The organism is Streptomyces sp. CA189 (assembly GCF_056428985.1).
Window position 1 is genome coordinate 1 of sequence record NZ_JBWJVM010000036.1, and the last position, 25,756, is coordinate 25,756.

General features: G+C 72.3%; 20 protein-coding genes. 14 read left to right on the forward strand and 6 right to left on the reverse strand.

Translation table 11 applies throughout. The features are described 5' to 3' along the window. Positions 1–247: 247 nt before the first annotated feature. The 4 genes from AC061S_RS24820 to AC061S_RS24835 all read left to right on the forward strand — a co-directional run bounded on the left by AC061S_RS24820 (position 248) and on the right by AC061S_RS24835 (position 5,688). A complete protein-coding gene (locus AC061S_RS24820) occupies positions 248–1,717 on the forward strand; it encodes an MbnB/TglH/ChrH family RiPP precursor modification enzyme (RefSeq protein ID WP_478688106.1) in 1,470 nt (489 codons plus the stop codon). Then, positions 1,714–2,787 (forward strand): TIGR04222 domain-containing membrane protein, encoded by a 1,074-nt coding sequence (locus AC061S_RS24825; RefSeq protein WP_478688107.1) that lies wholly within the window; start codon positions 1,714–1,716, stop codon positions 2,785–2,787. Before AC061S_RS24820 ends, AC061S_RS24825 begins: the two co-directional genes overlap by 4 nt. Before the next feature lie 84 nt (positions 2,788–2,871). Beyond that, the gene (locus AC061S_RS24830; RefSeq protein ID WP_478688108.1) at positions 2,872–3,654 is read left to right on the forward strand and encodes a TIGR04222 domain-containing membrane protein; all 783 of its coding nucleotides are present in this window, start codon (positions 2,872–2,874) and stop codon (positions 3,652–3,654) included. 81 nt (positions 3,655–3,735) lie between these two features. Continuing rightward, positions 3,736–5,688, forward strand: a complete 1,953-nt coding sequence (locus AC061S_RS24835; protein WP_478688109.1) for an alpha/beta hydrolase — start codon at positions 3,736–3,738, stop codon at positions 5,686–5,688. A 105-nt stretch (positions 5,689–5,793) separates the two neighbouring features. Here the strand turns inward: AC061S_RS24835 and hemQ are convergent, their stop codons facing one another. Next, positions 5,794–6,507, reverse strand: coding sequence for a hydrogen peroxide-dependent heme synthase (gene hemQ / locus AC061S_RS24840; protein WP_274550050.1), 714 nt, complete (start codon positions 6,505–6,507; stop codon positions 5,794–5,796). A gap of 4 nt (positions 6,508–6,511) precedes the next feature. Continuing rightward, positions 6,512–8,005 (reverse strand): protoporphyrinogen oxidase, encoded by a 1,494-nt coding sequence (hemG, locus tag AC061S_RS24845; protein ID WP_478688110.1) that lies wholly within the window; start codon positions 8,003–8,005, stop codon positions 6,512–6,514. 175 nt (positions 8,006–8,180) lie between these two features. Here hemG and AC061S_RS24850 point away from each other — a divergent pair, with 175 nt between their 5' ends. Both AC061S_RS24850 and AC061S_RS24855 read left to right on the forward strand, forming a co-directional pair. Beyond that, the gene (locus tag AC061S_RS24850) at positions 8,181–9,233 is read left to right on the forward strand and encodes a DUF4349 domain-containing protein (protein ID WP_478688111.1); all 1,053 of its coding nucleotides are present in this window, start codon (positions 8,181–8,183) and stop codon (positions 9,231–9,233) included. Between the two features lie 64 nt (positions 9,234–9,297). Then, on the forward strand, positions 9,298–10,686 hold the full coding sequence (locus tag AC061S_RS24855; RefSeq protein ID WP_478688112.1) for an FAD-dependent oxidoreductase: 1,389 nt from the start codon (positions 9,298–9,300) through the stop codon (positions 10,684–10,686). Here AC061S_RS24855 and AC061S_RS24860 read toward each other — a convergent pair. From AC061S_RS24860 to hemE, 3 genes are all read right to left on the reverse strand, one after another. Beyond that, positions 10,683–11,066: an NADAR domain-containing protein gene (locus tag AC061S_RS24860; protein WP_478688113.1), complete on the reverse strand. Its 384-nt coding sequence runs from the start codon at positions 11,064–11,066 to the stop codon at positions 10,683–10,685. The two genes, AC061S_RS24855 and AC061S_RS24860, sit on opposite strands and share 4 nt — an antisense overlap. 343 nt (positions 11,067–11,409) lie before the next feature. Continuing rightward, positions 11,410–11,742, reverse strand: a complete 333-nt coding sequence (locus AC061S_RS24865; RefSeq protein WP_478688114.1) for a hypothetical protein — start codon at positions 11,740–11,742, stop codon at positions 11,410–11,412. 36 nt (positions 11,743–11,778) lie between these two features. Then, on the reverse strand, positions 11,779–12,843 hold the full coding sequence (hemE, locus tag AC061S_RS24870; protein ID WP_478688115.1) for a uroporphyrinogen decarboxylase: 1,065 nt from the start codon (positions 12,841–12,843) through the stop codon (positions 11,779–11,781). A gap of 91 nt (positions 12,844–12,934) precedes the next feature. On the opposite strand from hemE, the gene AC061S_RS24875 reads away from it, so the two are divergent. From AC061S_RS24875 to AC061S_RS24885, 3 genes are all read left to right on the forward strand, one after another. Further along, positions 12,935–13,597, forward strand: coding sequence for a DUF3000 domain-containing protein (locus AC061S_RS24875; RefSeq protein WP_243331447.1), 663 nt, complete (start codon positions 12,935–12,937; stop codon positions 13,595–13,597). A gap of 296 nt (positions 13,598–13,893) precedes the next feature. After that, a complete protein-coding gene (locus tag AC061S_RS24880) occupies positions 13,894–14,556 on the forward strand; it encodes a response regulator transcription factor (RefSeq protein ID WP_214956508.1) in 663 nt (220 codons plus the stop codon). Between the two features lie 132 nt (positions 14,557–14,688). Continuing rightward, on the forward strand, positions 14,689–16,002 hold the full coding sequence (locus AC061S_RS24885; RefSeq protein ID WP_478688116.1) for an HRDC domain-containing protein: 1,314 nt from the start codon (positions 14,689–14,691) through the stop codon (positions 16,000–16,002). A 30-nt stretch (positions 16,003–16,032) separates the two neighbouring features. On the opposite strand, the gene AC061S_RS24890 is transcribed toward AC061S_RS24885, so the two are convergent. Then, entirely contained in the window at positions 16,033–17,217 is a 1,185-nt protein-coding gene (locus tag AC061S_RS24890) for an alpha/beta fold hydrolase (RefSeq protein WP_478688117.1), read from the reverse strand. Positions 17,218–17,545: 328 nt separating this feature from the next. Here AC061S_RS24890 and AC061S_RS24895 point away from each other — a divergent pair, with 328 nt between their 5' ends. The 5 genes from AC061S_RS24895 (at position 17,546) to AC061S_RS24915 (ending at position 25,752) form a co-directional block, all read left to right on the forward strand. Continuing rightward, on the forward strand, positions 17,546–18,772 hold the full coding sequence (locus AC061S_RS24895; protein WP_112447308.1) for a thiolase family protein: 1,227 nt from the start codon (positions 17,546–17,548) through the stop codon (positions 18,770–18,772). Beyond that, positions 18,769–20,901: a 3-hydroxyacyl-CoA dehydrogenase NAD-binding domain-containing protein gene (locus AC061S_RS24900; protein ID WP_478688118.1), complete on the forward strand. Its 2,133-nt coding sequence runs from the start codon at positions 18,769–18,771 to the stop codon at positions 20,899–20,901. Before AC061S_RS24895 ends, AC061S_RS24900 begins: the two co-directional genes overlap by 4 nt. A 349-nt stretch (positions 20,902–21,250) precedes the next feature. Beyond that, positions 21,251–22,312, forward strand: coding sequence for an LCP family protein (locus AC061S_RS24905; RefSeq protein WP_478688119.1), 1,062 nt, complete (start codon positions 21,251–21,253; stop codon positions 22,310–22,312). A gap of 172 nt (positions 22,313–22,484) precedes the next feature. Continuing rightward, the gene (locus AC061S_RS24910) at positions 22,485–23,612 is read left to right on the forward strand and encodes a PLL family lectin (RefSeq protein ID WP_478688120.1); all 1,128 of its coding nucleotides are present in this window, start codon (positions 22,485–22,487) and stop codon (positions 23,610–23,612) included. A 328-nt stretch (positions 23,613–23,940) separates the two neighbouring features. Continuing rightward, positions 23,941–25,752 carry a stealth family protein gene (locus AC061S_RS24915; RefSeq protein ID WP_478688121.1) on the forward strand — a complete coding sequence of 604 codons (1,812 nt, stop codon included), beginning with the start codon at positions 23,941–23,943 and terminating at the stop codon, positions 25,750–25,752. Positions 25,753–25,756 lie beyond the last annotated feature (4 nt).

A 25,756-nucleotide genomic window follows, 5' to 3' on the forward strand; every position in this document is an offset into this window, starting at 1 on the left:
CGCTGTCGATCGTCCGTCAGTACATTGAGCAGCAGAATCGTCCACTGTGACCTGCGGGTCAGAGCAGTTCTGAGAATCGCTTCACCACCGGGCTGAAGCCCGATGCACTGCGATTAGTCCCGGTAGCCGGGCCGTAGCAGGGCCTGGAACCTCAAATGTTGCTCTGAACGTCCCCCTGGGCGGGTTGGCTCGACTCCGTCGGGGCCATGACATCGGCACACGGACCGATGAGAGGGGGCGAGGGGACATGAAGCCCATGGCACACCTGGGGGTGGGCATCGGCTGGCGGCCGGAGATCGCGGGAGCGGTGGAGGGCCTGCCGGGCTTGGACTGGGTCGAGGTGGTGTCGGAGAACATCTGTCCCGACCATCTGCCGGAGTCCCTGCTGCGGCTGCTCGAACGCGGGGTCCGCGTGGTGCCGCACGGAGTCTCGCTGGGCATCGGCGGCGCGGACCGCCCGGACCCGGCGAAGCTGGCCGCGCTCGGGGAGCGGGCGGTGGCGCTGGGGGCTCCGCTGGTCACCGAGCACATCGCCTTCGTACGGACCTCCTCGGTGGCGCCGGGACCGGTGCTCGAAGCCGGGCACCTGCTGCCCGTGGCTCGGACCCGGGACGCGCTGGACGTGCTCTGCGAGAACGTGCGGATCGCGCAGGACGCGCTGCCGGTGCCGCTCGCGCTGGAGAACATCGCGGCGCTGGTGTCGTGGCCCGGGGAGGAGCTCACCGAGGCGCAGTTCCTGACGGAGCTCGTGGAGCGGACCGGGGTGCGGCTGCTGATCGACGTGGCCAACCTGCACACCAACCGGGTCAACCGGGGGGAGGACCCGCTCGCCGTACTGGACGGGATCCCGCTGGAGGCGCTGGCGTACGTGCACGTCGCCGGGGGCGTGGAGCGGGGTGGGGTGTGGCACGACACGCACGCGCATCCGGTGCCGGCTGCTGTGCTGGAGGTTCTCGCGGAGCTGCGGGCCCGTGTGGACCCGCCGGGGGTGCTGCTGGAGCGGGACGACGACTTTCCGGCGGAGGCCGAGCTGGCGGGTGAGCTCGCCGCGATCCGGGGCGTGCTGGCCGGCCTTGCGGGGGCTGTCCCCTCCCCGCCCTTCCCTCGTTCCCCGGGCGCTGCCCGGACCCGCGCCTCAAACGCCGGCGGGGCTGGGGTGGGGTCCGCCCGGAGCCGCGCCTCAAACGCCGGCAGGGCTGGGGTGGGGTCCGCCCGGAGCCGCGCCTCACACGCCGGCGAGGCTGGATTGGGGGCCGCCCGGAGCCGCGCCTCGCACGCCGGTGGGGCTGGGACGGGGGACGAGCTGGATGGGGCGCGGACGCGGGTCGGGATCGGGCAGGCCGCCTTGTTGTCGGCGCTGGTTGCCGGGACGCCCGTGCCCGAGGGGTTCGACCGGCAGCGGATGCGCGTACAGGCGCGGGCGCTCGCGGCCAAGCGGGCCGGGGTCGTGTCCAAGCTGGCGCCCGAGCTGCCGGGCATCCTGGGCGGGGAGGACGCGTACCGGGAGGCCTTCCTGGGCTACGCCCGGCACCGGCCCATGACCGCCGGATACCGGCGCGACGCGCTGGACTTCGCCGAGCACCTGCTGGTCCGGGACCTGCCGGCCGATCCCGCCGCCCGGCGTCGGCTCACGCTCTGGTGGCGGGACCGGGCCGGGGCCCGGCCGCCGCGCCGGGCCGTGCGCTGGGCCCGCGCCCTGGTGGGGAGGGCGGCGTGACCTTCTTCGACTTCCTCGCCGTGGCCGTCTGGATCGGCGTCATCGCCTCCAGCGTCCTCCTCCTGCGCGGCCTGCGGCGGTCGCGGCCGCCCACGCTGAGCCCCGCCCCCCGCCTGCACGACCTGTCGGAGGCCGCCTTCATGGCCGGCGGACCCGGCGCGGTGGTGGACGCCGCGCTCGTCTCGCTGCTCTGCGACGGGCGCATGCTGGCCGGCGGGCCCGGCATCGTCCAGGTACGGCCCGGGGTGCGGGGCGGCGACCCGGCCCAGCGGGCCGTGCTCCAGGCCTGTCAGGGCGCCCCGTCCGGATGGCTGTACCAGATCCGCTACGCCGCCATGCGGGACCCGGCCGTGCAGGAGACCGGCGACGCGCTGGCCGCCCGCGGGCTGATCGCCACCCCCGGCGGCCGGCACCGCTGGATGCGCCACGGCGTGGCCCAGGCCGTGGTGTGCGGGGTGGTGCTGGTCCTCTCACTGCCGCTGTCCTTCGTCGCCTTCGTGCTCCAGGAGGGGGCCGGATCCGTCGGCGTGCCGTTCGTCGCCGAGGTGCTGCCCGTTCTGCTGGGCGGAATCGTCGTGGGCACCGTCGGCGCCTCCCGGGCCCGGCAGCGGATCACCCCGGCCGGGGCCGCGGCGCTGCGCGCCGTCCGCGCCCACTACGGGGCCGACCAGAGCCCGTACGTCCAGACCTCGCTGTTCGGGCTGCGGGGCCTGAGGGACCCCTACCTGCGCGAGCAGTTGGTGCCCGCGGCCCGCGGGACCCGGCTGGCGGCGGCCCAATCCCGCGGGCGTTCCGGCGGCTCGGGGTCCTCCTGGGGGTCCGGGGCCGAGGCGCTCCCGGTCGTCTGGTGCGCGAGTTCCGACGGCGGCGGGTCCGGCGGGTCGAGCTGCGGCTCCGGCGGGAGCGGCTGCGGGGGCGGCGGATCCAGCGGGTCGAGCTGTTCCGGAGGCTCCAGCGGGTCGAGTTGTTCGAGCGGCTCCAGCGGGTCGAGTTGTTCCAGCGGCTCCAGCGGTTCCAGCGGTTCGAGTTGTAGCAGTTCGTCCAGTTCCAGCTGTAGCAGCAGTTCCTGACCGCCCATCACGGACCCGTCACGAGCTGCTCACACCTCCGCAGAGCCCTGTACCCGCCGGTTCCACATCTTGTAGAACTCGAACATGTTCTGGGTCCTGTTCCTCCTCCTTGCCTGGGCAGGGCTGCTGGTCGCGTGCACCCGCCTCCTGAAGGCCGCCGCCGAACTGGTGGAGCCCCCGGGCACCGCCGCGCGCCACCACCACGACGAGCTGAACCTGTACGAGGCCGCCTACCTGGCCGGCGGCCCGGAGCGGGTGGCCGAGCTGACGCTGCTGTCGATGGAGCGCCAGCGGCGGCTGCTGCTCGCGCACACCGGCTGGGCGACGGTGGTGGACCCGGTGGGCCGCGATCCGCACGAGTGCTCGGTGCTCGGCGCGTTCGGGCCGGACGGGCAGGAGCCGGTGACCTCCGTACGGGCGGTCGCGGCGCGGGATCCGGCCGTACGGGCCCTCGCGGACCGGCTCGGAGAGGCCGGGCTCGCGCTGCGCGACGGGGCCCAGCGGGAGATCGACGCGGGGATCCGGTCGGTCCGGCAGGCCACCGCGCTGGTCCTCGGCATGGCGGTGGCCGCGCTGTGCGTACCCGATCCGGGGACCACGACCACGATGATCCTGTGCTGGTTCGCGCTGCCGCTGATCCTGGCGCTGGGATGCCTGGCCATAGCCCGCGTCGAAGGGCACGCGCAGTCCGCGTGGGCCTCCCCCGCCGGCCGGCGGCTCCTCGTGGAGCTGGGGCGGGAGCGGGGTGTGCGGGGCTCGCTCACCGCGGTGGCGCTGCGGGGGCTGCGCGCGGTCACCGATCCCGAGCTGCGGGCGGCCCTCACGTACGGCAGGCGGGGCCGGATTCCGGGGCAACGGGGGTATTGAGCGCGACACCGGCCGCTGGTCCTGTACAGGAGGCCGCCCGCCGGATCTCATCGGACCGTCCGATGAGATGAGAGGCCCGTCATGCGCCTGCCCCGGGTACCCGCCACGGTCGCGCTGGCCGCCCTCGCGCTGGCCGCTTCCCTGCCGCCGGCCTCCGCCGCCGGGTCTGCCCCCGGACCTGCCGCAGGGGCTGCGGCAGGGGCTGCGGCAGGGGCTGCGGCAGGGGCTGCCGCCCAGGCCTCTCCCCCGGTCCCGCCCCGGCCGCCGTCGGCCGCCCCGGCCCCGCCGGCCCCGCCGGCCGTCGGCCGTGCCACCGAACCGCCCGGCGCCCGGCTCCGGTCGCCGCGCGCCGCCGCGCCCCCGGGACCCGCCGGCGCCGGACCCGCGCCCGGCTCCACCGCCCGGGCGGCCGCCGAGGCCGCCGGCGCCGAGCTCGTGGCCCGGCGGGCCGCGGCCGCCGCCGCGCTCGCGGGGCTGCCGGGACCGGGAGGGACTCCGGCCCCGGGAGGGGCTTCGCCGCCGGATCGTCAGGGTGCCCGCGACGGGCTGGAGTTCGGTCCGTGTCCGGTGGCCGAGGGGCTCGGGCCCGACGCGCGCTGCGGCACGCTCCGGGTCCCGGTCGACTACGCCCGGCCCTACGGTGCTCAGACCGGGATCCTCGTCAGCCGGATCGCCGCCACCGGCGCGGGCGGGGCCCGGCGGCAGGGGGCGCTCGTGTACAACCCCGGCGGACCGGGCGGGAACGGGCTGTTCTTCCCGCTCGTCGCGGGCCTGCCCGAGTGGCGCCGCGTCGGGGCCGCCTACGACCTCGTCGGCTACGCCCCGCGCGGGGTGGGCCGCTCGGAGCACCCGCTCTCCTGCCAGGACCCGGAGCGGTACGCCCCGGCTCCGGCCGAGGCCGTCGGCGCGCGGCCGGACGCCGCCGCCAAGGAGGACCGGATCGCGGCCGCGCGGGCCTACGCCCGCGGCTGCGCGGAGCGGGCCGGGGCCGCCCTCGGCTCGTACACGACCCTGAACAACGTCCGCGACCTGCACGTGCTGCGCGCCGCCCTCGGCGAGGACCGGCTGACCTTCATGGGGGCCTCCTACGGCACCTACCTCGGCGCGGTCTACGCCACCCTCTACCCGGGCCACGTCCGCCGGATGGTCTTCGACTCGGCCGTCGACCCCGATCCGCAGAAGGTCTGGTACCGCAACAACCTCGCCCAGTCCCCCGGCTTCGAGCTCCGCTGGGCCGACTTCCGCGCCTGGGCGGCCCGCCACCACGCCGCGTACGGGCTCGGCTCCACCCCCGGAGCGGTGCAGGCGAGTTACGACCGGGTGCGGGCCGCGCTCGCCCGCGAACCGGCGGGCGGAGTGGTCGGCACCGGGCAGCTGCACTCCGCGTACCTGCGGGCCGCGTACTACGACGAGGTCTGGCCGGGCCGCGCGGCGGCCCTGGCGGCGTTCCTGCGCGGCGATCCGCGCCCGCTCGTCTCGCTCGCCGCCCCGGACCCGGCGGCGGCCGCCGAGGGCGAGAACGCGACGGCCGTGTACACGGCGACCCTGTGCAACGACGCCCCGTGGCCCGCCGACTGGGAGACCTGGGACCGCGACAACACCGAACTGGCCCGCACGGCCCCCTTCGAGACCTGGACCAACGTCTTCCTGAACCTGCCCTGCGCCTTCTGGCCGGTGCGCGAGCGGCAGCGGCCGGTGGACGTGGGGCAACGGCCGGACTCCCCGCTCCCCGGCACGCTGATCGTCGCGGCCGAGCGGGACGGCGCCACCCCGTACGGGGGCGCCCTGGAGCTCCAGCGGCGGCTCGGGCCGCGGGCCGGTCTGGTGACGGAGGAGGGGGCCGGCACCCACGGAGTGGTCGGCGGACGCAACGACTGCGTGGACGCTCACGTGGAGCGGTACTTGCTGACAGGCGACACCCCGGGGCGGAGTGTCACGTGTGCGCCGCATCCGGAGCCCGCACCGGTGTCGCTGGACGACCGGGCAGCGACCGCCCGGGGGCACCCCAGGGCACTGCTGCCGCCAGTCGTCTGAACTTCCGGGCGGGATCTCCGGCTGCGTCGATTCGGGGGCAGGGCCTCCCGATCCCCGGAGGACGCCGGTCAGCGGTCCTCCGGTCCTTCCCCCCAGGGGAGGTCTCTAGGCGAGTCCGGCCACCAGATCGGCGACGGACTTGCGGCGCCCGGTGTAGAAGGGCACCTCTTCACGGACGTGCATGCGGGCCTCGGAGGCGCGCAGGTGACGCATGAGGTCGACGATGCGGTACAGCTCGTCGGCTTCGAAGGCCAGCAGCCACTCGTAGTCGCCGAGCGAGAAGGAGGCGACGGTGTTGGCGCGCACGTCGGGGTAGCCGCGGGCCATCATGCCGTGGTCCTTCAGCATGCGGCGGCGGTCCTCGTCGGGCAGCAGGTACCAGTCGTAGCTGCGCACGAAGGGGTAGACGCTGACGTAGTCGCGCGGCGTCTCGTCGGCCAGGAAGGCCGGGATGTGGGACTTGTTGAACTCGGCCGGGCGGTGCAGGGCCATGTTCGACCAGACCGGCTCGAGCGCGCGGCCCAGCTTGGTGCGGCGGAACAGGTTGTACGCGGTCTGCAGCTCGTCGGAGGTCTCCGCGTGCCACCAGATCATGATGTCCGCGTCGGCGCGCAGGCCGGAGACGTCATAGGTGCCGCGGACGGTGATGTCCTTGGCGGCCAGCTGGTCGAACAGCTCCTGGACCTCGTCGGCGAAGCCGACGCGGTTCTCGGGGAGCACGTCCTTCAGCTTGAAGACGGACCACAGGGTGTAGCGGATGACCTCGTTGAGGTCCTTCGCCTTCTTCCCCGCGTTGGGAATCTTCTCTGGTGCAGTCATGCGTCTATTGTCCCGTGTGCTGATCAGTGGTCGGTGCCAGGGGTGCCCCACCGGTCCCCAACGTGGCGATCACCACGTCTGCGGCCTTGCCCGCGCTGGCGATGCAGGCCGGGATGCCGACCCCGTCGTACACGGCTCCGCACACCGCGAGGCCCGGCAGGGCCGCGACGGCGGAGCGGATCCGGGCCACCCGGCCGAGGTGGCCGACGGGGTACTGGGGCAGGCCGCCGTCCCAGCGGGTGACGGTAGAGGCCGCCGGGCGGACGGTGGGCGCCAGGCCCACGGCCTCGCCGAGGTCGGCGAGGGAGACCTCGACCAGTTCCTCGTCGGAGCGCTTGAGGTCGCCCTCGTCGCCGTGGCGGCCGACGGAGGTGCGCAGCAGGAAGAGGTCGGGATCGCCCCCGGCCCAGGCCCACTTGTTGCTGGAGAAGGTCGAGGCCTTGATCGTCCGGCCGTCCACGGGCGGTACGAGGAACCCGCTCGCGCCGCCGTCGGCGATCCCGGCCGGCAGGTCGGAGCGGTGCAGGGCCATCGTGACCAGGGCCATGGAGGCGTACTCGACCCCGCGCAGCTCGGTGGCGGCGAAGGGCGCGACCCGGTCGAGCAGCCGGGCGGCGGGCCCGGCCTGGACGGCCACGACCACCCCGTCGGCCTCGATGGCCTCGACGCCGCCCGGAACGTCGGCGACCACGCGCCAGCCGGTGGCGGTACGGGTCAGCTCGCGCGCGGGGGCGTCGAGGAGGATCCGGGCTCCGGCCGCCCGGCAGGCCTCGGCGACGGCGACCGGGAGCCTGCCGATGCCGCCGTCGATGCCGGAGAAGACGGGGCCGGTCTGCCCCGCCCGGGCCGCCCGGGCCTGTAGTTCCCGTACGCCCTCGCCCAGGGAGGCGTGGGTACGGGCGGCCTCGAAGAGCTGGGGTACGGCGGCCCGCATCGAGATGCGGTAGGCGTTGCCGGCGTAGACCCCGCCGAGGAGGGGTTCCACGAGCCGGTCGACGACCTCGTGGCCCAGCCGGGCGGCGACGTACTCGCCGAGGGCCACGTCCTCGCCGATCTCCTCCGGCTCCAGGGCGTCTTCGGCCCCGGCCCGGGCCAGGCCCTCGGCGGAGAGCACCCCGGAGGCGGCGAGCGGGCCCATGTCGCCGGGTACGCCCATGACGTGCCCGCCCGGCAGGGGCCGCAGCACGCCGCGGGTCCACAGGCGGGCGGTGGCGGTGGCCGGCGGCTGCAGGGCCTCGCCGAGGCCCACGGCGCGGGCCAGTTCGAGGGCTTCGGGGCGGCGGGCGAGTACGGATTCGGCGCCGAGGTCCACGCGCAGGCCGGCCAGTTCGCCCGAGCGCAGCTTGCCGCCGAGGCGCGGGCCGGCCTCCAGGAGGGTGACGCGCAGGCCCTCGGCGAGCAGCCGGTGGGCCGCCGCGAGGCCCGCGATCCCGCCGCCGATGACGACGACGTGGCCGGCGGTGGCCGGCCGGTCCGTACGCGTGTCCGCTTCATGCATGGACACATCGTCTCAGACCGCTCACCGGGCGATCGCCGAGGCCTGACCGTGACCGCTTCGGGATCACCTCGGGACCATGCGTACGAAACCCGGGACGGGTCCCGGCACGTCGGAACGTCGAGGCACGGATACATGCGCGTCCGACGATTCCGACACTTACCAGGGGGACCCAACGATGCACACCCAGCACAGACGTTACGGGCGGTACGGGCGGCGTTCGGCGACGGCCCTGGCCGCGCTCTCGCTGACGGGGGCTCTCGTCCTCACCGGCTGCGGCTCCGACGGCACCACCTCGGACAAGGCGGCGGTCGCGGAGGGCTCCCAGCGGCAGGACGCCGCCGGACAGGGCGGGGCGGCGGCTCCGGCCCCGGCCGCGTCGGGCGCACCGGCGCCGGGCGCCGACAAGAGCCAGCCGCAGGCTCCCGCCGTACGCACGCAGATCATCCGGACCGCGTCGCTGTCGGTGGAGACGGCCGACGTCCAGAAGGCGACGGCCGGTGCCCGGACGGCGGCGGAGAGCGCGGGCGGGTACGTGGGCAACGAGGCCACCGCGCGCGAACCCGACGGGGCGATGACCTCGACGGTGACCGTGCGGGTGCCGGGCGAGCGCTTCGACGCGGTGCTGGCCGCCCTGGAGGGCAGCGGAAAGCTGCTGGGCCGCAAGGTCGAGGCGCAGGACGTGACGCAGAAGGTCGCGGACGTCGACAGCCGGGTCAAGTCCCAGCAGGCGAGCGTGACCCGGGTGCGCGAGATGATGGAGAAGGCCTCGGGGCTGTCCGAGGTGGTCACGCTGGAGGCCGAACTCAGCAAGCGCCAGGCCGATCTGGAGTCGCTGCTCGCGCAGCAGACGGCGCTCAAGGACCAGACCTCGCTCGGCACGATCACGCTGACGTTCTCGGAGCCGGGGAAGCAGCCCGTCAAGGAGAAGGAGAAGCCGGAGCCGGGCTTCACCGACGCCCTGGCCGGCGGCTGGAAGGTCTTCGCCGCCGCGGTCCTGTACGTGCTGATGGCGCTCGCCGCGGCCTCGCCGTTCCTGCTCAGCGGCGCGTTCCTGCTGCTCGGCTTCCGGCAGTACCGCAAGTGGCGGCCGGCGAAGGAGAAGCCCGGCACGGCGCGGCGCCTTCCCGCGCAGGGCGGGCCGAGGTGGCCGGGGCACACGGCCGCCACTCCGGCGGACCCGGCGGATCCGGCGGACCCGAACGCGACGCCGCCCCAGGTCCAGGACTGACCACCCGTGCGCCCGTAGCGTGGGGCCCGCAGGCACAGGCGGCGGGGAAGGACGGTACGGGCACATGGGGAACGGCACGGAACGGCTGGTGGTGGTCGGCGGTGACGCGGCGGGGATGTCCGCCGCGTCACAGGCCCGGCGGCTCAAGGGCCCGGCGGAGCTGGAGATCACCGCCTTCGAGCGCGGGCACTTCACCTCGTACTCCGCGTGCGGGATCCCGTACTGGATCGGCGGCCTGGTCGACGGCCCGGACGAACTGATCGCCCGGACGCCCGAGGAGCACCGCGCGCGGGACATCGACCTGCGCACGCGCACGGAGGTCGTGGAGCTGGACCTCGCGGGACGGCGGGTGCGGGCCCGGGATCTGGAATCGGGCGCCGAGTACTGGACGGGGTACGACAAGCTCGTCCTCGCCACCGGCGCCCGCCCGGTCCGCCCCCGGCTGCCCGGCATCGGCGCGCACGGGGTGCACGGCGTGCAGACGCTGGACGACGGACAGCGGCTGATGGCGGATCTGGAACGGGCGGCGGGCCGCCGGGCGGTGGTCGTCGGCGCCGGCTACATCGGCGTGGAGATGGCGGAAGCCCTGCTCGGGCGGGGCTTCGAGGTCACCGTGCTGCACCGGGGCGAGCAGCCGATGTCCACGCTGGACCCGGACATGGGCGGCCTGGTGCACAGCGCGATGAACGCCATGGGGATCCGTACGGTCGCCCGCGCCGAGGTGACGGAGATCCTCACCGACGGGGAGGGCCGGGCCCGCGCGGTGGCCACGGCCTCGGGCGAGGAGTACCCGGCGGACGTCGTGGTCCTGGGCATCGGCGTCGAGCCGCGCACGGCCCTGGCCCGCGCGGCGGGCCTGCCACTGGGCGAGTCGGGCGGCCTGCTGACCGACCTCTCCATGCGGGTCCGCGGCCACGAGAACGTCTGGTCGGGCGGCGACTGCGTGGAGGTGCTGGACCTGGTGGCGGGCCGCATGCGGCACATCCCGCTGGGCACGCACGCGAACAAGCACGGCCAGGTCATCGGATCGGGCATCGGCGGCGGCTACGCGACCTTCCCGGGCGTGGTCGGCACCGCCGTGAGCAAGGTCTGCGACCTGGAGATCGCGCGTACGGGGCTGCGCGAGCGGGACGCGCTGGCCGCCGGGCTCCGCTTCGTCACGGCGACGATCCGCTCGACGAACACGGCGGGCTACTACCCGGAGGCGGCGGAGATGACGGTCAAGATGCTGGCGGAACGCCGCACGGGCCGGCTCCTGGGCGTCCAGATCGTCGGCGGCGCGGGCTCCGCGAAGCGGGTGGACATCGCCGCGGTGGCCCTGACGGCCGGTATGACGGTGGACCAGGTCGTCTCCCTGGACCTGGGCTACGCCCCGCCGTTCTCCCCGGTCTGGGACCCGGTGCTGGTGGCCGCCCGCAAGGCGGTCTCCGCGGTGCGGGCGGCGGGGGTCTAGTCGGTCCGGCCCGGGCGCGGGCCCGGGCCCGCCGCGACGAGTTCGGAGCGGATCAGCTCCAGCAGGCGGCCCATCCAGTTCCGGCCGCCGCGGGAGCCCCCGTCGCGCCAGAAGGGGGCGTCGGAGATGCCGGTGTAGAGGATGGCGCCCTCCCCCGTGGCGACCAGCAGCTCCGCGAGTTGCGGGTGCTGCCCGAACTTGGCCCGCAGCAGCGCCGCCATGACGGCGACCCTCCGGGCGGCCCAGTCCGCGCGGCCCGCGGCCGCTCCGCCCAGCTCCCGCACCTCGCGGGCGCTCGCGGCGGCGCGGATCTCGTCGTGGTCGGCCCGGTCGGCGGCGAAGAGGGCCCAGTAGCCGTGCACCACGGTGGGGTTGCTCACTGTTCGTTGAGTAGCGCGCACGAGGTCGGGTTAGCTCGATCGTGTGATGGTCCGCTCTTTGCCTTGCGGGGCCCTGGGCTGGTCGGGTTAACGTGATCGGGCGATCTGGGACGCCGGGTGCGGTGCCAGCGTGCGGGGCCCCTGCTCCACCAGAGTGATGGTTCAGGGCCTCCCCGTCGCCTCTGGCCGTACTCACATGGCCAGGTCGCACAGGGAGCTGGCCTCCCGGGATCGGACCACGTACAAGATGCGTGTCGCCGCCCCGGGGTCGAGTACGCCGGGGACCAGTGCGCTCAAGACCGTTTGGGGCGTGCGGCTGATCGGGCTCACCCCCGCTCAGTCTTCAGGAACGGTAGGTCTCCCCTTCGTACGTGAAGGGGGCGTCGTAGTCGTTGCGCAGCGCGAAGTCTCCGAGCTCGGTCGGCCATCCCCGGGGATACACGGCCTCGTGGAGGACGACCGGGGGCCGCGGAGCGTCGGCCGGTGCGTCCGCGTCCGTGACGGCCCACTGCTGCTCGGCCCTCTCGGTAGCCGCGGACGGCCTCCCGGAGCAGGTCGACGGTCGCGGTCGGCCCGCCAGCCGGGATATCTCGTCGGCGACTTCTACGAGGAAACTCTCGTCGGTCAGCGGCTCGGGGTAGTCGGATATGCGAAACGTCGGCCCGTGCCATGTCATGCACGGCACGGTACCGACGTCGGCGCGGTCTCGGGTCTAGACCGCCGTCTGCGTGTGGACGTAGTCCACCAGGCGGGTCAGGGCGTCCGGGTTCGTCGTCGGGAGGACGCCGTGGCCCAGGTTGAAGATGTGGCCCTCCAGGTCCGCCGCGGCGTCCAGCACCTCGCGGGTCTTGGCCTCCACCGCCTCGGTGGTGGAGAAGAGGACCGCCGGGTCCAGGTTGCCCTGGAGCGCCTTGCCGGGGCCGACCCGGTGCACGGCGTCCTTCAGGGAGACCCGGTAGTCGACGCCCATGACGTCCGCGCCGGCCTCGCCCATGAGGCCGAGCAGCTCGCCCGTGCCCACACCGAAGTGGATGCGCGGGACCCCGTACGAGGCGACGGACTCCAGCACCTTCGCGGAGGCGGGCATCACCGAGCGGCGGTAGTCCGCCGGGGCGAGCGCGCCGACCCAGGAGTCGAAGAGCTGGACCGCGGAGGCGCCGGCCTCGATCTGGACCTTCAGGAAGGCGGAGGTGATCTCGGCGAGGCGGTCCAGCAGGTCGGCCCAGAGCTCCGGGTCCCCGTACATGAGGGCCTTGGTGTGCTCGTGGTTCTTGGACGGGCCGCCCTCGACCAGGTAGCTCGCGAGGGTGAAGGGCGCGCCGGCGAAGCCGATCAACGGCGTGGAGCCGAGTTCACCCGTGAGCATGCCGATCGCCTCGGTGACGTACGAGACGTCCTCCGGGGTGAGGTCGCGCAGCTGTGCGAGGTCCTCGCGGCGGCGGATCGGCTGGGCGACGACCGGGCCGATGCCGGGCTTGATGTCCAGGTCGATGCCGATGGCCTTCAGCGGGACCACGATGTCGGAGAAGAAGATGGCCGCGTCCACGTTGTGGCGCCGGACCGGCTGCAGCGTGATCTCGGTGACCAGGTCGGGCCGCATGCAGGATTCCAGCATCTGCGTGCCCTCGCGCACCTTGCGGTACTCGGGGAGCGAGCGACCCGCCTGCCGCATGAACCACACGGGGGTGTGCGGCACCGGCTCGCGCCGGCACGCCTTCAGGAAGGCGGAATCGTACGTCTGGCTCGGCGTGCCCGTGGGGCGGGTGTTGGCGCTCACGACTCAAATCTTCGCACGTATGAAGAAGTGCCCGGCCCGGCGCGGGTGTCCCTGCGCCGTACGGGCGCTCGTTCCGCCTAGTCTTCCCCGCATGGCTGCGGCTCAGGGACGATTTTCAGATGGCGCTGACGGTACGGACAGCGCGAAGGACAGCTCCGTCCCACTCCCGTTCCGGCGGGCGGTCGACGGCTTGAAGAAAGCGAGGCTGCGGCAGGGGATCGAGATCGATCCCACCAAACCGCCACAGAGACTGGCACCCCACGCGTACGCATTGGAAGCGGCGGTCGTGGACGGCGACGAGGACCTGGCCGACGGCCGGCTCATCCTCTTGCACGACCCGGCCGGGCACGACGCCTGGCAGGGCACCTTCCGGCTGGTGACGCTCGTACGGGCGGAACTGGAGCCGGAGATGGCCGTGGACCCGCTCCTCCCGGAGGTGTGCTGGTCCTGGCTGACGGGGGCGCTGGACGCGCGCGGGCTGACGTACGGGGAGGCGAGCGGGACCGTGACCATGGCCGCCTCGCACTACTTCGGCGGGCTCGGAGAGCGGCGGCCGGCGACACAGATCGAGATCAGGGCCTCCTGGACGCCGCGCGAGGGGGTGGGCGGGGTGCCGGACACCGCCGCACACCTGTCGGCATGGTGCGAACTGCTGTGCCAGATCGCGGGGCTGCCGCCGGTCGGACCGACCGAGACGGTGACCGGCGTGGTCTCGCTGCCCCAGCGGCGCGGTCCGCATCACCCTCAGGGGTAATTCCGCAAGCCCGCGGGCGGCGCCGACCGCGCCGACCCGCACCGACCTGCACCGATCCGTGCCGACCCGGGCCCCGATATCGGGGCCGGATGTCGTTACGGGGCGTCCCTTGCGGGCTTCTGATCACCCTATGATCGATCGTGCGTCCGAATTGCCCGAATTGTTACTCACCAAATCGTGATCATTCCCTAAAGCCGGGCGGGTGACGTGCCGAAGGAGTCATAGACCATCCGCACGGTTCGCACCGGCTTCCTTCCCCGAGCCGGCCGTCCCGCCACTCCCCCCAGGAGGCCTAGGTGTCCGTTCTTCTCGAGCAGCCCGCAAGCCTGGTCGCCTACCGCCCGAACAAGCCGACGGCCATGGTCGTCGTGGCCGACCCGCGCGTGCGTTCCACCGTGACCCGCCATTTGTGGGCCCTCGGAGTTCGCGACGTGATCGAGGCGTCGTCCATCGCGGAGGCCCGTCCACGCATCGGCAGCCCGCGCGACATCTGCGTGGCCGACGTACACCTGCCCGACGGTTCCGGTCTCACCCTGCTCTCCGAGACCCGCGCCGCCGGTTGGCCGAACGGCCTGGCCCTGTCCGCCGCCGACGACATCGGCGCCGTACGCAACGCCCTCGCGGGCGGAGTGAAGGGCTACGTCGTCACCGGCACCCGGACCAACATCGGGCTCCCGTCCCGGCCCGGCGCCGCCCCCATCGGCGCCGCCGCGGCCCGTATGCACCGCCGCCCCCCGGGTGCCCCGAGCCACCCGGGCGGCTACCGAGAGCTCTCCGGCCGCGAGGTCGAGGTCCTGCGCCTCGTCGCGGAGGGCCAGTCCAACAAGGCCATCGGCGTTTCGATGGGCCTGTCCGCCCTGACCGTCAAGTCCCACCTCGCACGGATCGCCCGCAAGCTGGGCACCGGCGACCGGGCCGGGATGGTCGCCGTCGCCCTGCGGACCGGGATCATCCACTGACCCGGCCGATACCCCCGAAGGACCCCGGGAGAACTCCCGGAGAACCCGGGGAAACGTCCGTACTCCCCCTTCGCGCCCGTCGCCGGAACGTTCCGGCGACGGGCGCGTCGTATCCACGGATACCCTTGACCGGTGACCGACGCCCAAGAAACCGCAGCAGACCTGCGCACCACCACCGGGGGCGGCCCCCCGGACGACGAGGTTTCGTCCGACGGGCTGCCGATTCCCTTGCTGGCACCCCGTGAGGGCATCCCTCCGGTGGTCGCCGACGCCGCCGCGCTCGCCGAGGTGGTCGCGGCCTTCGCCGCGGGCACCGGCCCCGTGGCCGTGGACGCCGAGCGCGCCTCCGGCTACCGCTACGGCCAGCGCGCCTACCTCGTACAGCTGCGCCGCGAGGGTGCGGGCTCCGCACTCATCGACCCGGTGGGCTGCCCCGACCTCTCCTCCCTCGGCGAGGCCCTGTCCGGCACCGAGTGGATCCTGCACGCCGCCACCCAGGACCTGCCGTGCCTGCGCGAAATAGGCATGGCGCCCACCTCCCTCTTCGACACCGAGCTGGCCGGCCGCCTCGCCGGCTTCCCGCGGGTCGGCCTCGGCGCGATGGTCGAGGGGGTCCTCGGCTACGTGCTGGAGAAGGGCCACTCCGCCGTCGACTGGTCCACCCGCCCGCTCCCCGAGCCGTGGCTGCGCTACGCCGCGCTCGACGTGGAGCTGCTCGTGGACCTGAGGGACGCGCTGGAGAAGGAGCTGGACCGGCAGGGCAAGCTGGAATGGGCCCACCAGGAGTTCGACGCCATCGCCTCCGCGCCGCCCGCGCCGCCGCGCAAGGATCCGTGGCGCCGTACGTCCGGCATGCACAAGGTGCGCCGACGCCGGCAGATGGCCGTCGTCCGGGAGCTGTGGGAGTCCCGGGACCGGATCGCGCAGCGACGTGACGTGTCACCGGGCAAGGTGCTGGGTGACGCGGCGATCGTCGAGGCCGCCCTCGCCATGCCGCTGACCGTGCAGGCCCTCTCCGCCCTGCCCGGCTACGGGCAGCGCATGGGCCGGCGCCAGCTCGACCAGTGGATGGCCGCCGTGGACCGGGCGAAGGCCCTGCCCGAGGCCGAGCTGCCGCTGCCGGGGGCGACTCCGGCCGGTCCGCCGCCGCCGCGTTCCTGGGCGGACAAGGACCCGGCGGCCGCGGCGCGGCTGGCCGCGGCCCGGACGGCCGTATCGGCGCTGGCGGAGGGGCTGAACCTGCCGCAGGAGAACCTGATCACCCCCGACACGGTCCGCCGGCTGTGCTGGGAGCCGCCCGAGCGCCTGGAGGCCGACGCGGTGGCCGAGGCCCTGGCGGGCTACGGCGCCCGCCCGTGGCAGATCGAACAGGTGACGGACGCCCTGGTCACGGCCCTGGCCGCGACCCCGCCGGCGCCCCCGATCACGCCCGAGACCGAGGACTGACCGGCACGCCGGACCCCGAGGACGGGGCTCTCACTCCAGCGGAGTGAGGGCCCCGTCCTCGTCCCTGTGGAAGCTCCCCTTGCTCTCGCCCTCCACCTTGCCGCGCTTGAGCCAGTGGTCGGACATGGTGTGGATGTCGTTCGCCACGCGTTCCCAGGGCGCCTGGTGCCCCGCGCAGGCCAGCCGGAGCATCAGCTTCTTCTCCTTGGGGATGAGCCGGTACAGCTCCGGGACCGAGAAGTACAGCAGGCCCAGGTTCGACGCGGTGTTCACCACCGAGTCGTGCTCCCCGTACACGATGCACACGGGCACCTTGTCGCCGAGGACGTCGTGCAGCTTCACCGTGGTGGAGTTCCAGCCCCACCAGTACGAGTTCCGGATGCGGCTGAGCCCTTGCGGGGACGGGTCGTCGGGTGACACCGCGGGTCCCCAGTCGACGCCGATCGGGTCGACGGCCATGATCGCCCTCCATACCTCGTCGACCATTCCGGGCTCGCGCTGGTCGGGGCACTTCAGGTCCTTGAGCCACGCCGCGTCGACGCCGTTCTTCGTGCCGACGGTCATCGGGAAGTTGAAGCCCGCTGAGGACACCGGCAGCGGCACCGGCGCGCCGAAGTCGGTCCCGGTTGCGCTCGCGCGGCCGTTCGGCGGGAAGATCGGTGCCAGCAGGAAGAGGCTGCGGACCTTGCCGGGGTTCTGGATGGTGTAGGGCCCGAGCTGCTGGGAGGCCGCCGACCAGCCGATGAGGTCGACCTTGGTGGCGCCGGTCTTGTCGAGGATGAAGTCGACCACCTTGCCGACCTCGTCCCAGTCGCTCTGGGAGTTGTTCAGCTGAGAGGTGTAGATCGGCGGCGTCATGTCCGTGTCCGCGTTCGGGTGGGGCACGAGGAGCTTCCGCTGCGCTTCCGTGGGCTGGACGTTCCTCCAGTCGTCCATCTTCGGGCGGGTCGACAGCCCAGAGCCCTGGAGTTCCATCACGAAGACGTCGTAGTTCTTCTTCGCCAGCGCCTCGGCCCAGCTGTACTTCTTGTACTGCAGGTCGAAGCCCGCCAGCGCCGGGACGCTCCTGCCGTGCAGCATCAGGACGGGCCTGCTCTGCTCTCCGTCGGGCGTGCCGTTGCGCCTGCGCACGAAGAGCTTGACGAGCTCGCCGGTGTTCGCCGGGATGGTCGATTTGTGGTCCACGTAGTAGTCCGTGAGGACAGGTCCCGCCATCGCTGTGCTCCGTTCCGTCGGTCGGGTCCGGGGCGGTGCGCCCGGACCCGAGCCAGAATCCGCAAGGATGTGCGCCCGACGCCGTCGACCCGGCCGGGGAGGCGGATGTCCGACCCGTTCGGGTAGTCCCGGGCGCTCCGATCGGCCGGGCGCACGGCGGGGCGCGAGGGGGCTCACACGGTGCGGGCCGGGTGTGACCTTCGCCGCTCCTCCCAGGGGGGCTGTGCATGCCGGTTACCGGCAAGTAGCATGGAGAGGTGAGCGGGCGCTCAGTCCATGGGAGCGCCCCCGCGCAGCAGTGCACACCCGCACCTGGAGGAGAGCCAACGTGCCTCGTACCGTCAGGGACGTCGTCTTCGTCGACGGCGTCCGCACCCCGTTCGGCAAGGCGGGCCCGAAGGGCATCTACAACGAGACCCGAGCCGACGATCTCGTCGTCAAGGCGATCCGGGAGCTGCTGCGCCGCAACCCGGACCTGGACCCCGCGAAGATCGACGAGGTCGCCATCGCCGCGACCACGCAGATCGGCGACCAGGGCCTGACGCTGGGCCGCACGGCCGGCATTCTCGCGGGCCTCCCGCAGTCCGTCCCGGGCTACTCGATCGACCGCATGTGCGCCGGCGCGCTCACCGCCGTGACCGCCGTCGCGGGCGGCGTGGCCTTCGGTGCGTACGACGTCGCCCTCGCCGGCGGTGTCGAGCACATGGGCCGCCACCCCATGGGCGAGGGCGTGGACCCCAACCCGCGCTTCGTCTCCGAGAAGCTGGTCGACGAGTCCGCCCTGTTCATGGGCATGACCGCCGAGAACCTGCACGACAGGTACCCGACGATCACCAAGCTCCGCGCCGACGAGTACGCCGTGCGCTCGCAGGAGAAGGCCGCCAAGGCGTACGCCGACGGCAAGATCCAGCAGGACCTGGTGCCGATCTCGGTGCGCAACAACAACGAGGCGGCCGGTGAGACGGGCTGGGGCCTGGTCACCGCCGACGAGCCGATGCGTCCGGGGACCACCCTGGAGAACCTGGCGGGCCTCAAGACCCCGTTCCGGGTGCACGGCAACGTCACCGCGGGCAACGCCGCCGGTCTCAACGACGGTGCCACGGCCGCGATCATCGCGTCCGAGGACTTCGCCCGCGAGAACAACCTCCCGGTCAAGATGCGCCTGGTCTCGTACTCCTTCGCGGGTGTCGAGCCGGAGGTCATGGGCTACGGCCCGATCCCGGCCACCGAGAAGGCGCTGGCGCAGGCCGGTCTGACGATCGACGACATCGGCCTCTTCGAGGTCAACGAGGCCTTCGCGGTCCAGGTCCTCGCGTTCCTGGAGCACTACGGCATCGCCGACGACGACGCCCGCGTCAACCAGTACGGCGGGGCCATCGCCTTCGGCCACCCGCTCGCCTCCTCGGGCGTGCGCCTGATGACCCAGCTGGCCCGCCAGTTCGAGGAGCAGCCGGAGGTCCGCTACGGCCTGACCACCATGTGCGTCGGCTTCGGCATGGGCGCCACGGTCGTCTGGGAGAACCCGAACTTCACCGCCGAGGGAGACAGCAAGTGAGCACCACCACCACTGAGCTCCTGAAGGGCGCGGCCGAGCTGTTCCCGGACGAGGTCGTCACGCGCGCGCTCGTACGCCACCTCGACCTGCCCTTCGGCGCCGGGCGCTTCGCGCTCATCACGCTGGACAACGGCCTGGACCACACCAAGCCGACCACCTTCGGCCCGCAGTCCCTCGCCAACCTGAACGCGGCGATCGACCAGGTCGAGCAGGAGGCCCTCGCGGGCTCCATCGTCGGTGCGGGCCTGACCGGCAAGCCGTTCATCTTCGCGGTCGGCGCCGACCTCAAGGGCGTCGAGCTGCTGAAGAAGCACGACGAGGCGCTCGCCATCGGCAAGGGCGGCCACGACGTCTTCAAGCGCCTCGCGGCGCTGGGCGTCCCCACCTTCGCGTACTACAACGGCGCGGCGATGGGCGGCGGTGTCGAGGTCGGTCTGCACTGCACCTACCGCACCGTCTCCAAGGCCATCCCGGCCTTCTCGCTGCCCGAGGTCTTCCTCGGCCTGGTTCCCGGCTGGGGCGGCTGCGCCCTGCTGCCGAACCTGATCGGCGCGGACCGCGCGGTCTCGGTCATCATCGAGAACTCGCTGAACCAGAACCGCCAGCTCAAGGGCAAGCAGGTCTTCGAACTCGGCATCGCGGACGCACTGTTCGAGGGCGCGGACTTCCTGGAGCAGTCGCTCCTGTGGACCGCCCGCGTGCTGAACGGCACCACCGAGGTCGTGCGCGACGAGATCGACCGCGGCGAGGCCTGGGACGCGGCGGTCGCCCGCGGCCGCTTCATCGCCGACTCCAAGGTGCACGGCGCGGCCCCGGCCGCCTACCGCGCACTGGAGATCATCGAGGCTGCCAAGGACGGCGACCTGCAGAAGGGCTTCGACGCCGAGGACACGGCCCTGGCCGACCTCATCATGGGCGGCGAACTGCGCTCCGGCATCTACGCCTTCAACCTGGTCCAGAAGCGCGCCAAGCGCCCGGCCGGCGCCCCGGACAAGAACCTGGCCCGCCAGGTCACCAAGGTCGGCGTCGTCGGCGCGGGCCTGATGGCCTCGCAGCTGGCGCTGCTGTTCCTGCGCCGCCTGGAGGTGCCGGTGGTCCTCACCGACATCGACCAGGCGCGCGTGGACAAGGGTGTGGGCTACGTCCACGCCGAGATCCAGAAGCTGCTGGGCAAGGGCCGCATCAACCAGGACAAGGCCAACCGCCTGACCGCCCTGGTGACGGGCGTCCTGGACAAGGCCGAGGGCTTCGCGGACGCGGACTTCATCATCGAGGCCGTGTTCGAGGAGATGTCCGTCAAGCAGAAGGTGTTCGCGGAGGTCGAGGCGGTCGCCCCGGCGCACGCGATCCTCGCCACCAACACCTCCTCGCTGTCGGTCTCGGAGATGGCTTCCAAGCTCCAGCACCCGGAGCGCGTGGTCGGCTTCCACTTCTTCAACCCCGTCGCGATCCTCCCGCTGCTGGAGATCGTCCGCGGCGAGCAGACCGACGAGGCCTCGCTCGCCACGGCCTTCGGTGTCGCGCGGAAGCTGAAGAAGACCGCGGTCCTCACCAAGGACGCCCCGGCGTTCGTCGTGAACCGCATCCTGACCCGCTTCATGGGCGAGATCCAGAACGTCATCGACGAGGGCACCCCGGTGGTCACCGCCGAGAAGGCCATCGAGCCGCTCGGCCTGCCGATGTCCCCGCTGGTGCTGCTGGAGCTCGTGGGCCCGGCGATCGGCCTGCACGTCTCCGAGACCCTGAACCGCGCCTTCCCGGAGCGCTTCACCGTCTCGCCGAACCTCGCCGCCGTCGTCAAGGCCGGCAAGCGCGGGTTCTACGTCTACGATTCCGGCAAGCCGGAGCTGGACCCCGAGGTCGCCGCCCTCCTCGTGCAGGGCGATGTCGTCCTGACCGAGGAGCAGGTCCGCGACCGCGTCCTGGACGCGGTGGCGCAGGAGATCGGCCTGATGCTGGAGGAGGGTGTCGTGGCCGAGGCCCAGGACATCGACCTCTGCCTCATCACGGGCGCGGGCTGGCCCTTCCACCTGGGCGGCGTCACGCCGTACCTGGACCGCGAGGGCGTCTCCGAGCGGGTCAACGGCAAGAAGTTCCTGGCCCCGGGCCTGGCGAGCGTTCCTGCCTGATCCTTCCGCGCCCCACGCCGGCGCATCCGGATGCCCGTTCGTGGAACCTCCACGGACGGGCATCCGCCCTTCCCTCGGCGGTGCGGATCGCCGGGGGCGGTAGCAGCCGTACCCGGCGGCCAGTTGGCCGGTGACGACGCCTGCCGCCGGTCGCCTCCGTAGGCGCGACAGGGGTACTCCCGTTCGACTTTCGCGTCTGCCTATACTCTTGCCCCGGTGACGCGCCGTGCGGGCGACTCCGGACCCGAACGCGGGTCCACCACACACCAGACCGCCCGCCGCGCCTTCCCCGTGATGGCGGTCACCCTTGCAGGACCGCCAATCTCCGGGACCAGAGGACACCTAAGGTATGACTCAGACGACCGACGCACCGCCGCGTTCCCGCAGGGCTCCCAGCAGGCGAAGCCGCAAGAAGCGGGTGTTCGTCACCATATCGCTGACCCTGCTCGTCCTTCTGCTCATAGCCGGCGGCGTCGGTTGGTGGGGATACAGCCACCTCAACGGCAACATCGACAGCGTCGACCTGGACCAGGCGATCGGCGTCGACAACCGGCCGGCGAAGGTTCCCGACGCCGGGCAGAACATCCTCGTCCTGGGCTCCGACTCGCGCGCCGGCGCCAACGGCGAGCTCGACCACGGTGACGTCAGCGGCTCCCGCTCGGACACCAACATGCTGGTGCACATACCCGAGGGCCGTAAGAAGGCCACCGCCGTCAGCATCCCCCGCGACACCCTCGTCACCCGTCCCGACTGCAAGGACGAGAAGGGCAAGACGGTCGCCGGGGCGAAGCGCGTCATGATCAACGGAGTGATCGGGACCGCCGGACCGGCCTGCCTCGTCAAGACCGTCGAGCAGATGTCGGGCGTCCGCGTCGACAACCTGGTCCAGGTGGACTTCGCCGGCTTCAAGGAGCTGGTGGACGCGCTCGGCGGAGTGACCGTCACCCTGGAGAAGCCCATCAAGGGCGGCCTGGACCTGGCCGCGGGCACGCACCGCCTCAACGGCACCGACTCCCTCAAGTTCGTTCGTACGCGCCACGGTTACGGCGACGGCAGCGACCTCGGACGCATCGACCTGCAGCAGAAGTTCATGCTGGCGATGCTGTCCGAGATCAAGAACCAGGACGCCCTCGGCAACCCGGCCCGGCTCTACAAGCTCGCCGACGCCGGTACCAAGGCGCTGACGACCGACTCCGAGCTCGGCTCCCTCAAGGGTCTGACGGAGTTCGCCCAGAGCATGAAGGGCGTGGACCCCGCCACCATGGAGACGATCATGCTGCCGGTCGACTACGACAAGATCGACAAGTACCGCGTGGTCGCCGTCGAGCCGCAGGCGTCGCAGCTGTGGGAGGCCCTCCGCAAGGACGAGCCGATTCCGGCCTCCGCGAAGAAGTCCCCCGCCAAGGGCTGACAGCCGGCCGAGCCCTCCGCTTCGGGCCGTGCCCCGTCGGCCCGCTCGGGTGGCCGCGCCGTCGTGGACGGCGCCGACGGGCCAGGGAACGTGCGTTCGCTCAGGCTTATGATGTGGAGAATCCCGGAGGCGCCTGCTGGCACCGGGCTGGACTCAGGAGGGAACGGCACAGATGCGCGGCAGAGGTGCGCAGGCGGCGGATCGGCCGTCCCGGTCCGGTGTCGCCGCTCAGGTGCGGCCCGGCAGGCGATCCCTGACGGCGGTGGCCACCGGGACGTGGCTGCTGCGCGGGAACGATGACCGGCTCGCGGTGTACGCGCTCGTCGACGGCGGCGTCAACCGCTGGACGGAGACGGCGGTCGGCAGTGCACGGTGGTCCGAGCCGGCCTTCTTTCCCGCCGAAGGGCTGACCGACCTCGCCGTCGCCCAGGGGGCCAACCACTACGTGCACCTCCTCGGGCGCAAGGAGCTGAGGCAGGCCGGAGGCCCGCCCAAGGTCGAACTCGTCCATGCCGTCCAGTACCAGTCCGGCAGGCCGCTGGTGGACTGGCGCTCCCTGGGCAACCCGTACCGCGACGCGAAGGACGCCGGGACGCTCGGCGTGCCGACCGCCGCCATCGACGGGCGGGGCGTCGTTCACGTCTTCGTCTCCGGTGAGGGCGGCGGGGTCATGATGCGCCGGGACACCAAGCGCTCCTGGGAGGGATGGCGGGACCTGCGCGGCGGCGAGACCGCCGGAGCCCTGGCGGCCGCGGTGAATTCCGCCGGGCTCGTCGAGGTCCTCGCTCCGGGCCGGAGGTCGGTGATGCACTGGATCCAGATGGAGCCGGGCGGCGACCTGCGCCGTACCGAGGACTGCATGCCCGCCCCGGCCCCCGGTTCGGCGGCCTTCCTGGAAACCGCCCCCGGCGTCCTCACCGCGTACTGGACCGAGCAGAGCGGGACGGGCGTCTACGCGCAGCGGCCCGGCGCATGGGCCTTCCCGGTGGGCGGAGCCCCGGGGGACGGATCCCACGCCACGCTCCGGGCGGGCATCGACGGCTACGACTGCACGGTCCTGGCCCACCGGGGACACACGGGCACGGCGCTGCTCGGTCTCTGCGGCACCGGCGCCGAGGCCTCCGGCCTGTGGTGGACCGACACCGGGGTGCCCTGTATCGGTACTCCCGCGTTGGCGCTGGACGGGCACGGACGGGTCGTCATGGCTGCCGTACAAGAGGACCGCAGCATCGTGGTGAGCCGTCAGGGGCTGGAACCCGGTCTGGTCCTGTCCGACTGGGACCGGCTGCCGGAGCACTGAGTCCGTCCGCGCGAAGGCCGGTGACACCCGGCCCGGGGCAGGCCGCACACGGCTCCCGCCCCGCTGAGCACGTGATCTTGAAAAGGTTGTACGGAACGATCAGTGATGATCACCACAGTCCATCCAGCGTTCACTTGGCTTCTTCACCTGGCCTTTAAGTAAACGTTTATGCAAAGCTTTGTCTACTACCCGACGTGCGGGTGTGTCGCAAGGGTGCTGAGCCCGCGAATGTGATGAAGCGAGCTTCTTCCGTTACAGGGAACGGCGTCGTACGACGCGGGCTTCCCTCGAAGGCTGAGCCGCCAGGTATGGACGGGGGAGATCCCTCTTGGGTGGCTCGGGCAATCCCGAAGCCGGTGCGCTGGTTTCGGTGTATCGGTCTACGGTCCCGACCGGAGCGAGGCAGCGTCTGGTTCGCGGTGTGCCGTCACCCGTCCGCCGGGCCGTGAAGTCCTCGCTCGATGCCGCCGACACCATGCGATCGGCAACCGTCGTCTGGGCGATGGGCGGCAAGCGCAAGGCGCCCCGTCACAGTGCGGCCTACAACCAGCGCGTCATCCGTGTGGGACGCCGCCACATGCGTGCGCTGAGCGTCGAGGGCGTGACGGACTGGGCCGCTCGCGCGCGCAATCTGAACATCGTCGTCTCCGTTCTGGAGGCGGCCGGCATCGAGTACTTCTGCGTGCGGGGCACGGCCAGTGGGCTGCCCACCGTGGCGGTACCCGCCGAGTTCCGCTCGGTCGTGGAAGAACTGCTCCAGCTGGCGTTCGAGCAGGCCCCCGGCTACGTGGGCCCGACGGGCGGCAACGAGGCCCGCATGGAGCCCGGCAGCGACGAACGGTCATGGCGGCACCTGCGCAAGCACAAGGTGCTGCGGGTCGCCTGGTACGTGTGCGACCCGACGCAGCAGCTCGTCTTCGGCGCGGCCACCGGATGCGACGTGGAGATGTGGTCCGAGCAGGACGGGGAGCTGCGAGCCCCCCGCCCCAATCGGGTCATCACGGCCGTTCCGGCCAGCACCCCCCGCAAATCGGCGCCGCAGCGGCTCTTCAGCCCCATACCCCCGGCCTACCACACGGGCGACGCCCGGACCCTCGCCGAGTTCGCCGTACGGCTCCCCGAAGACCACGCGTTCCCGATCGACGTCGTCTACACCTGGGTCGACGACTCCGACCCCGTCTGGCGGCAGTCCCGGGACCGCGCGCGCCAGCTGGTCTCCCCGGGCGGGCTGCACGAGCAGGCGGCGAACGACTCGCGGTACACCAGCCGCGACGAGCTGCGCTACTCGCTGCGGTCGATCCACCAGAACGCTCCCTGGGTGCGCAACATCTACCTCGTGACGGCCGGCCAGACCCCGTCCTGGCTGGACACGCGGCACCCGAACCTCCACGTGGTGGACCACCGGGAGATCTTCTCCGACTTCACCGCCCTGCCCACGTTCAACTCGCATGCCATCGAGAGCCAGCTGCACCATATTCCAGGACTCTCGGAATGCTTCCTCTACCTGAACGACGACGTGTTCTTCGGCCGCCCGGTGACCCCCGAGCGCTTCTTCCACCCGAACGGCATCTCTAAATTCTTCACCTCGCCTGCGCTGATACCCGGCGGCGCGGTTTCTCCTTCTGATCTCCCTGTCGACGCCGCGGGAAAGAACAGTCGGTGGCTCATCGCGCAGAAGTTTGGACTTGCCATTTCTCAGAAGATGAAGCACACGCCGCATGCGCTGAGGAAAACCGTCCTGAGGGAAATCGAAGAGGAGTTTCCGCAGGAGTACGCCACCACCCAGCACTCGCGTTTCCGATCTCCGCGAGACGTTCCGATCGCCTCGTCCCTGCACCACTATTTCGCATACCACTCCGCGCGCGCGACCCTGGGTGACATTCAGTACCGCTACATCGACCTCTCGGCCGACCTGGCCCAAAGGCGGCTGAACACCCTCCTCGCCAACCGGAACATGGACACCTTCTGCCTGAACGACACGGTGACCTCGGCCGACCCGCAGGCGCAGGGGGAAATGCTGCAGCGTTTCCTTGACGCTTATTTTCCGGTGCCCAGCCCTTACGAGATCACCGAGCACGAAGATGCTCCTGAACTGGGCGGTTCGCCGGAGAACATGCTCGATGCCGCTGAACGCGAGTGAGTCC

What these genes read in the sequence shown, in the direction of transcription:
- AC061S_RS24865 (WP_478688114.1), bottom strand. Translation starts at nt 11,742, where the DNA reads ATGACATGGCACGGGCCGACGTTTCGCATATCCGACTACCCCGAGCCG.
- AC061S_RS24850 (WP_478688111.1), top strand. Translation starts at nt 8,181, where the DNA reads ATGCACACCCAGCACAGACGTTACGGGCGGTACGGGCGGCGTTCGGCG.
- hemQ (WP_274550050.1), bottom strand. Translation starts at nt 6,507, where the DNA reads ATGACTGCACCAGAGAAGATTCCCAACGCGGGGAAGAAGGCGAAGGAC.
- AC061S_RS24835 (WP_478688109.1), top strand. Translation starts at nt 3,736, where the DNA reads ATGCGCCTGCCCCGGGTACCCGCCACGGTCGCGCTGGCCGCCCTCGCG.
- AC061S_RS24905 (WP_478688119.1), top strand. Translation starts at nt 21,251, where the DNA reads ATGACTCAGACGACCGACGCACCGCCGCGTTCCCGCAGGGCTCCCAGC.
- AC061S_RS24890 (WP_478688117.1), bottom strand. Translation starts at nt 17,217, where the DNA reads ATGGCGGGACCTGTCCTCACGGACTACTACGTGGACCACAAATCGACC.
- AC061S_RS24855 (WP_478688112.1), top strand. Translation starts at nt 9,298, where the DNA reads ATGGGGAACGGCACGGAACGGCTGGTGGTGGTCGGCGGTGACGCGGCG.
- AC061S_RS24830 (WP_478688108.1), top strand. Translation starts at nt 2,872, where the DNA reads ATGTTCTGGGTCCTGTTCCTCCTCCTTGCCTGGGCAGGGCTGCTGGTC.
- AC061S_RS24910 (WP_478688120.1), top strand. Translation starts at nt 22,485, where the DNA reads ATGCGCGGCAGAGGTGCGCAGGCGGCGGATCGGCCGTCCCGGTCCGGT.
- AC061S_RS24875 (WP_243331447.1), top strand. Translation starts at nt 12,935, where the DNA reads ATGGCTGCGGCTCAGGGACGATTTTCAGATGGCGCTGACGGTACGGAC.
- hemG (WP_478688110.1), bottom strand. Translation starts at nt 8,005, where the DNA reads ATGCATGAAGCGGACACGCGTACGGACCGGCCGGCCACCGCCGGCCAC.
- AC061S_RS24820 (WP_478688106.1), top strand. Translation starts at nt 248, where the DNA reads ATGAAGCCCATGGCACACCTGGGGGTGGGCATCGGCTGGCGGCCGGAG.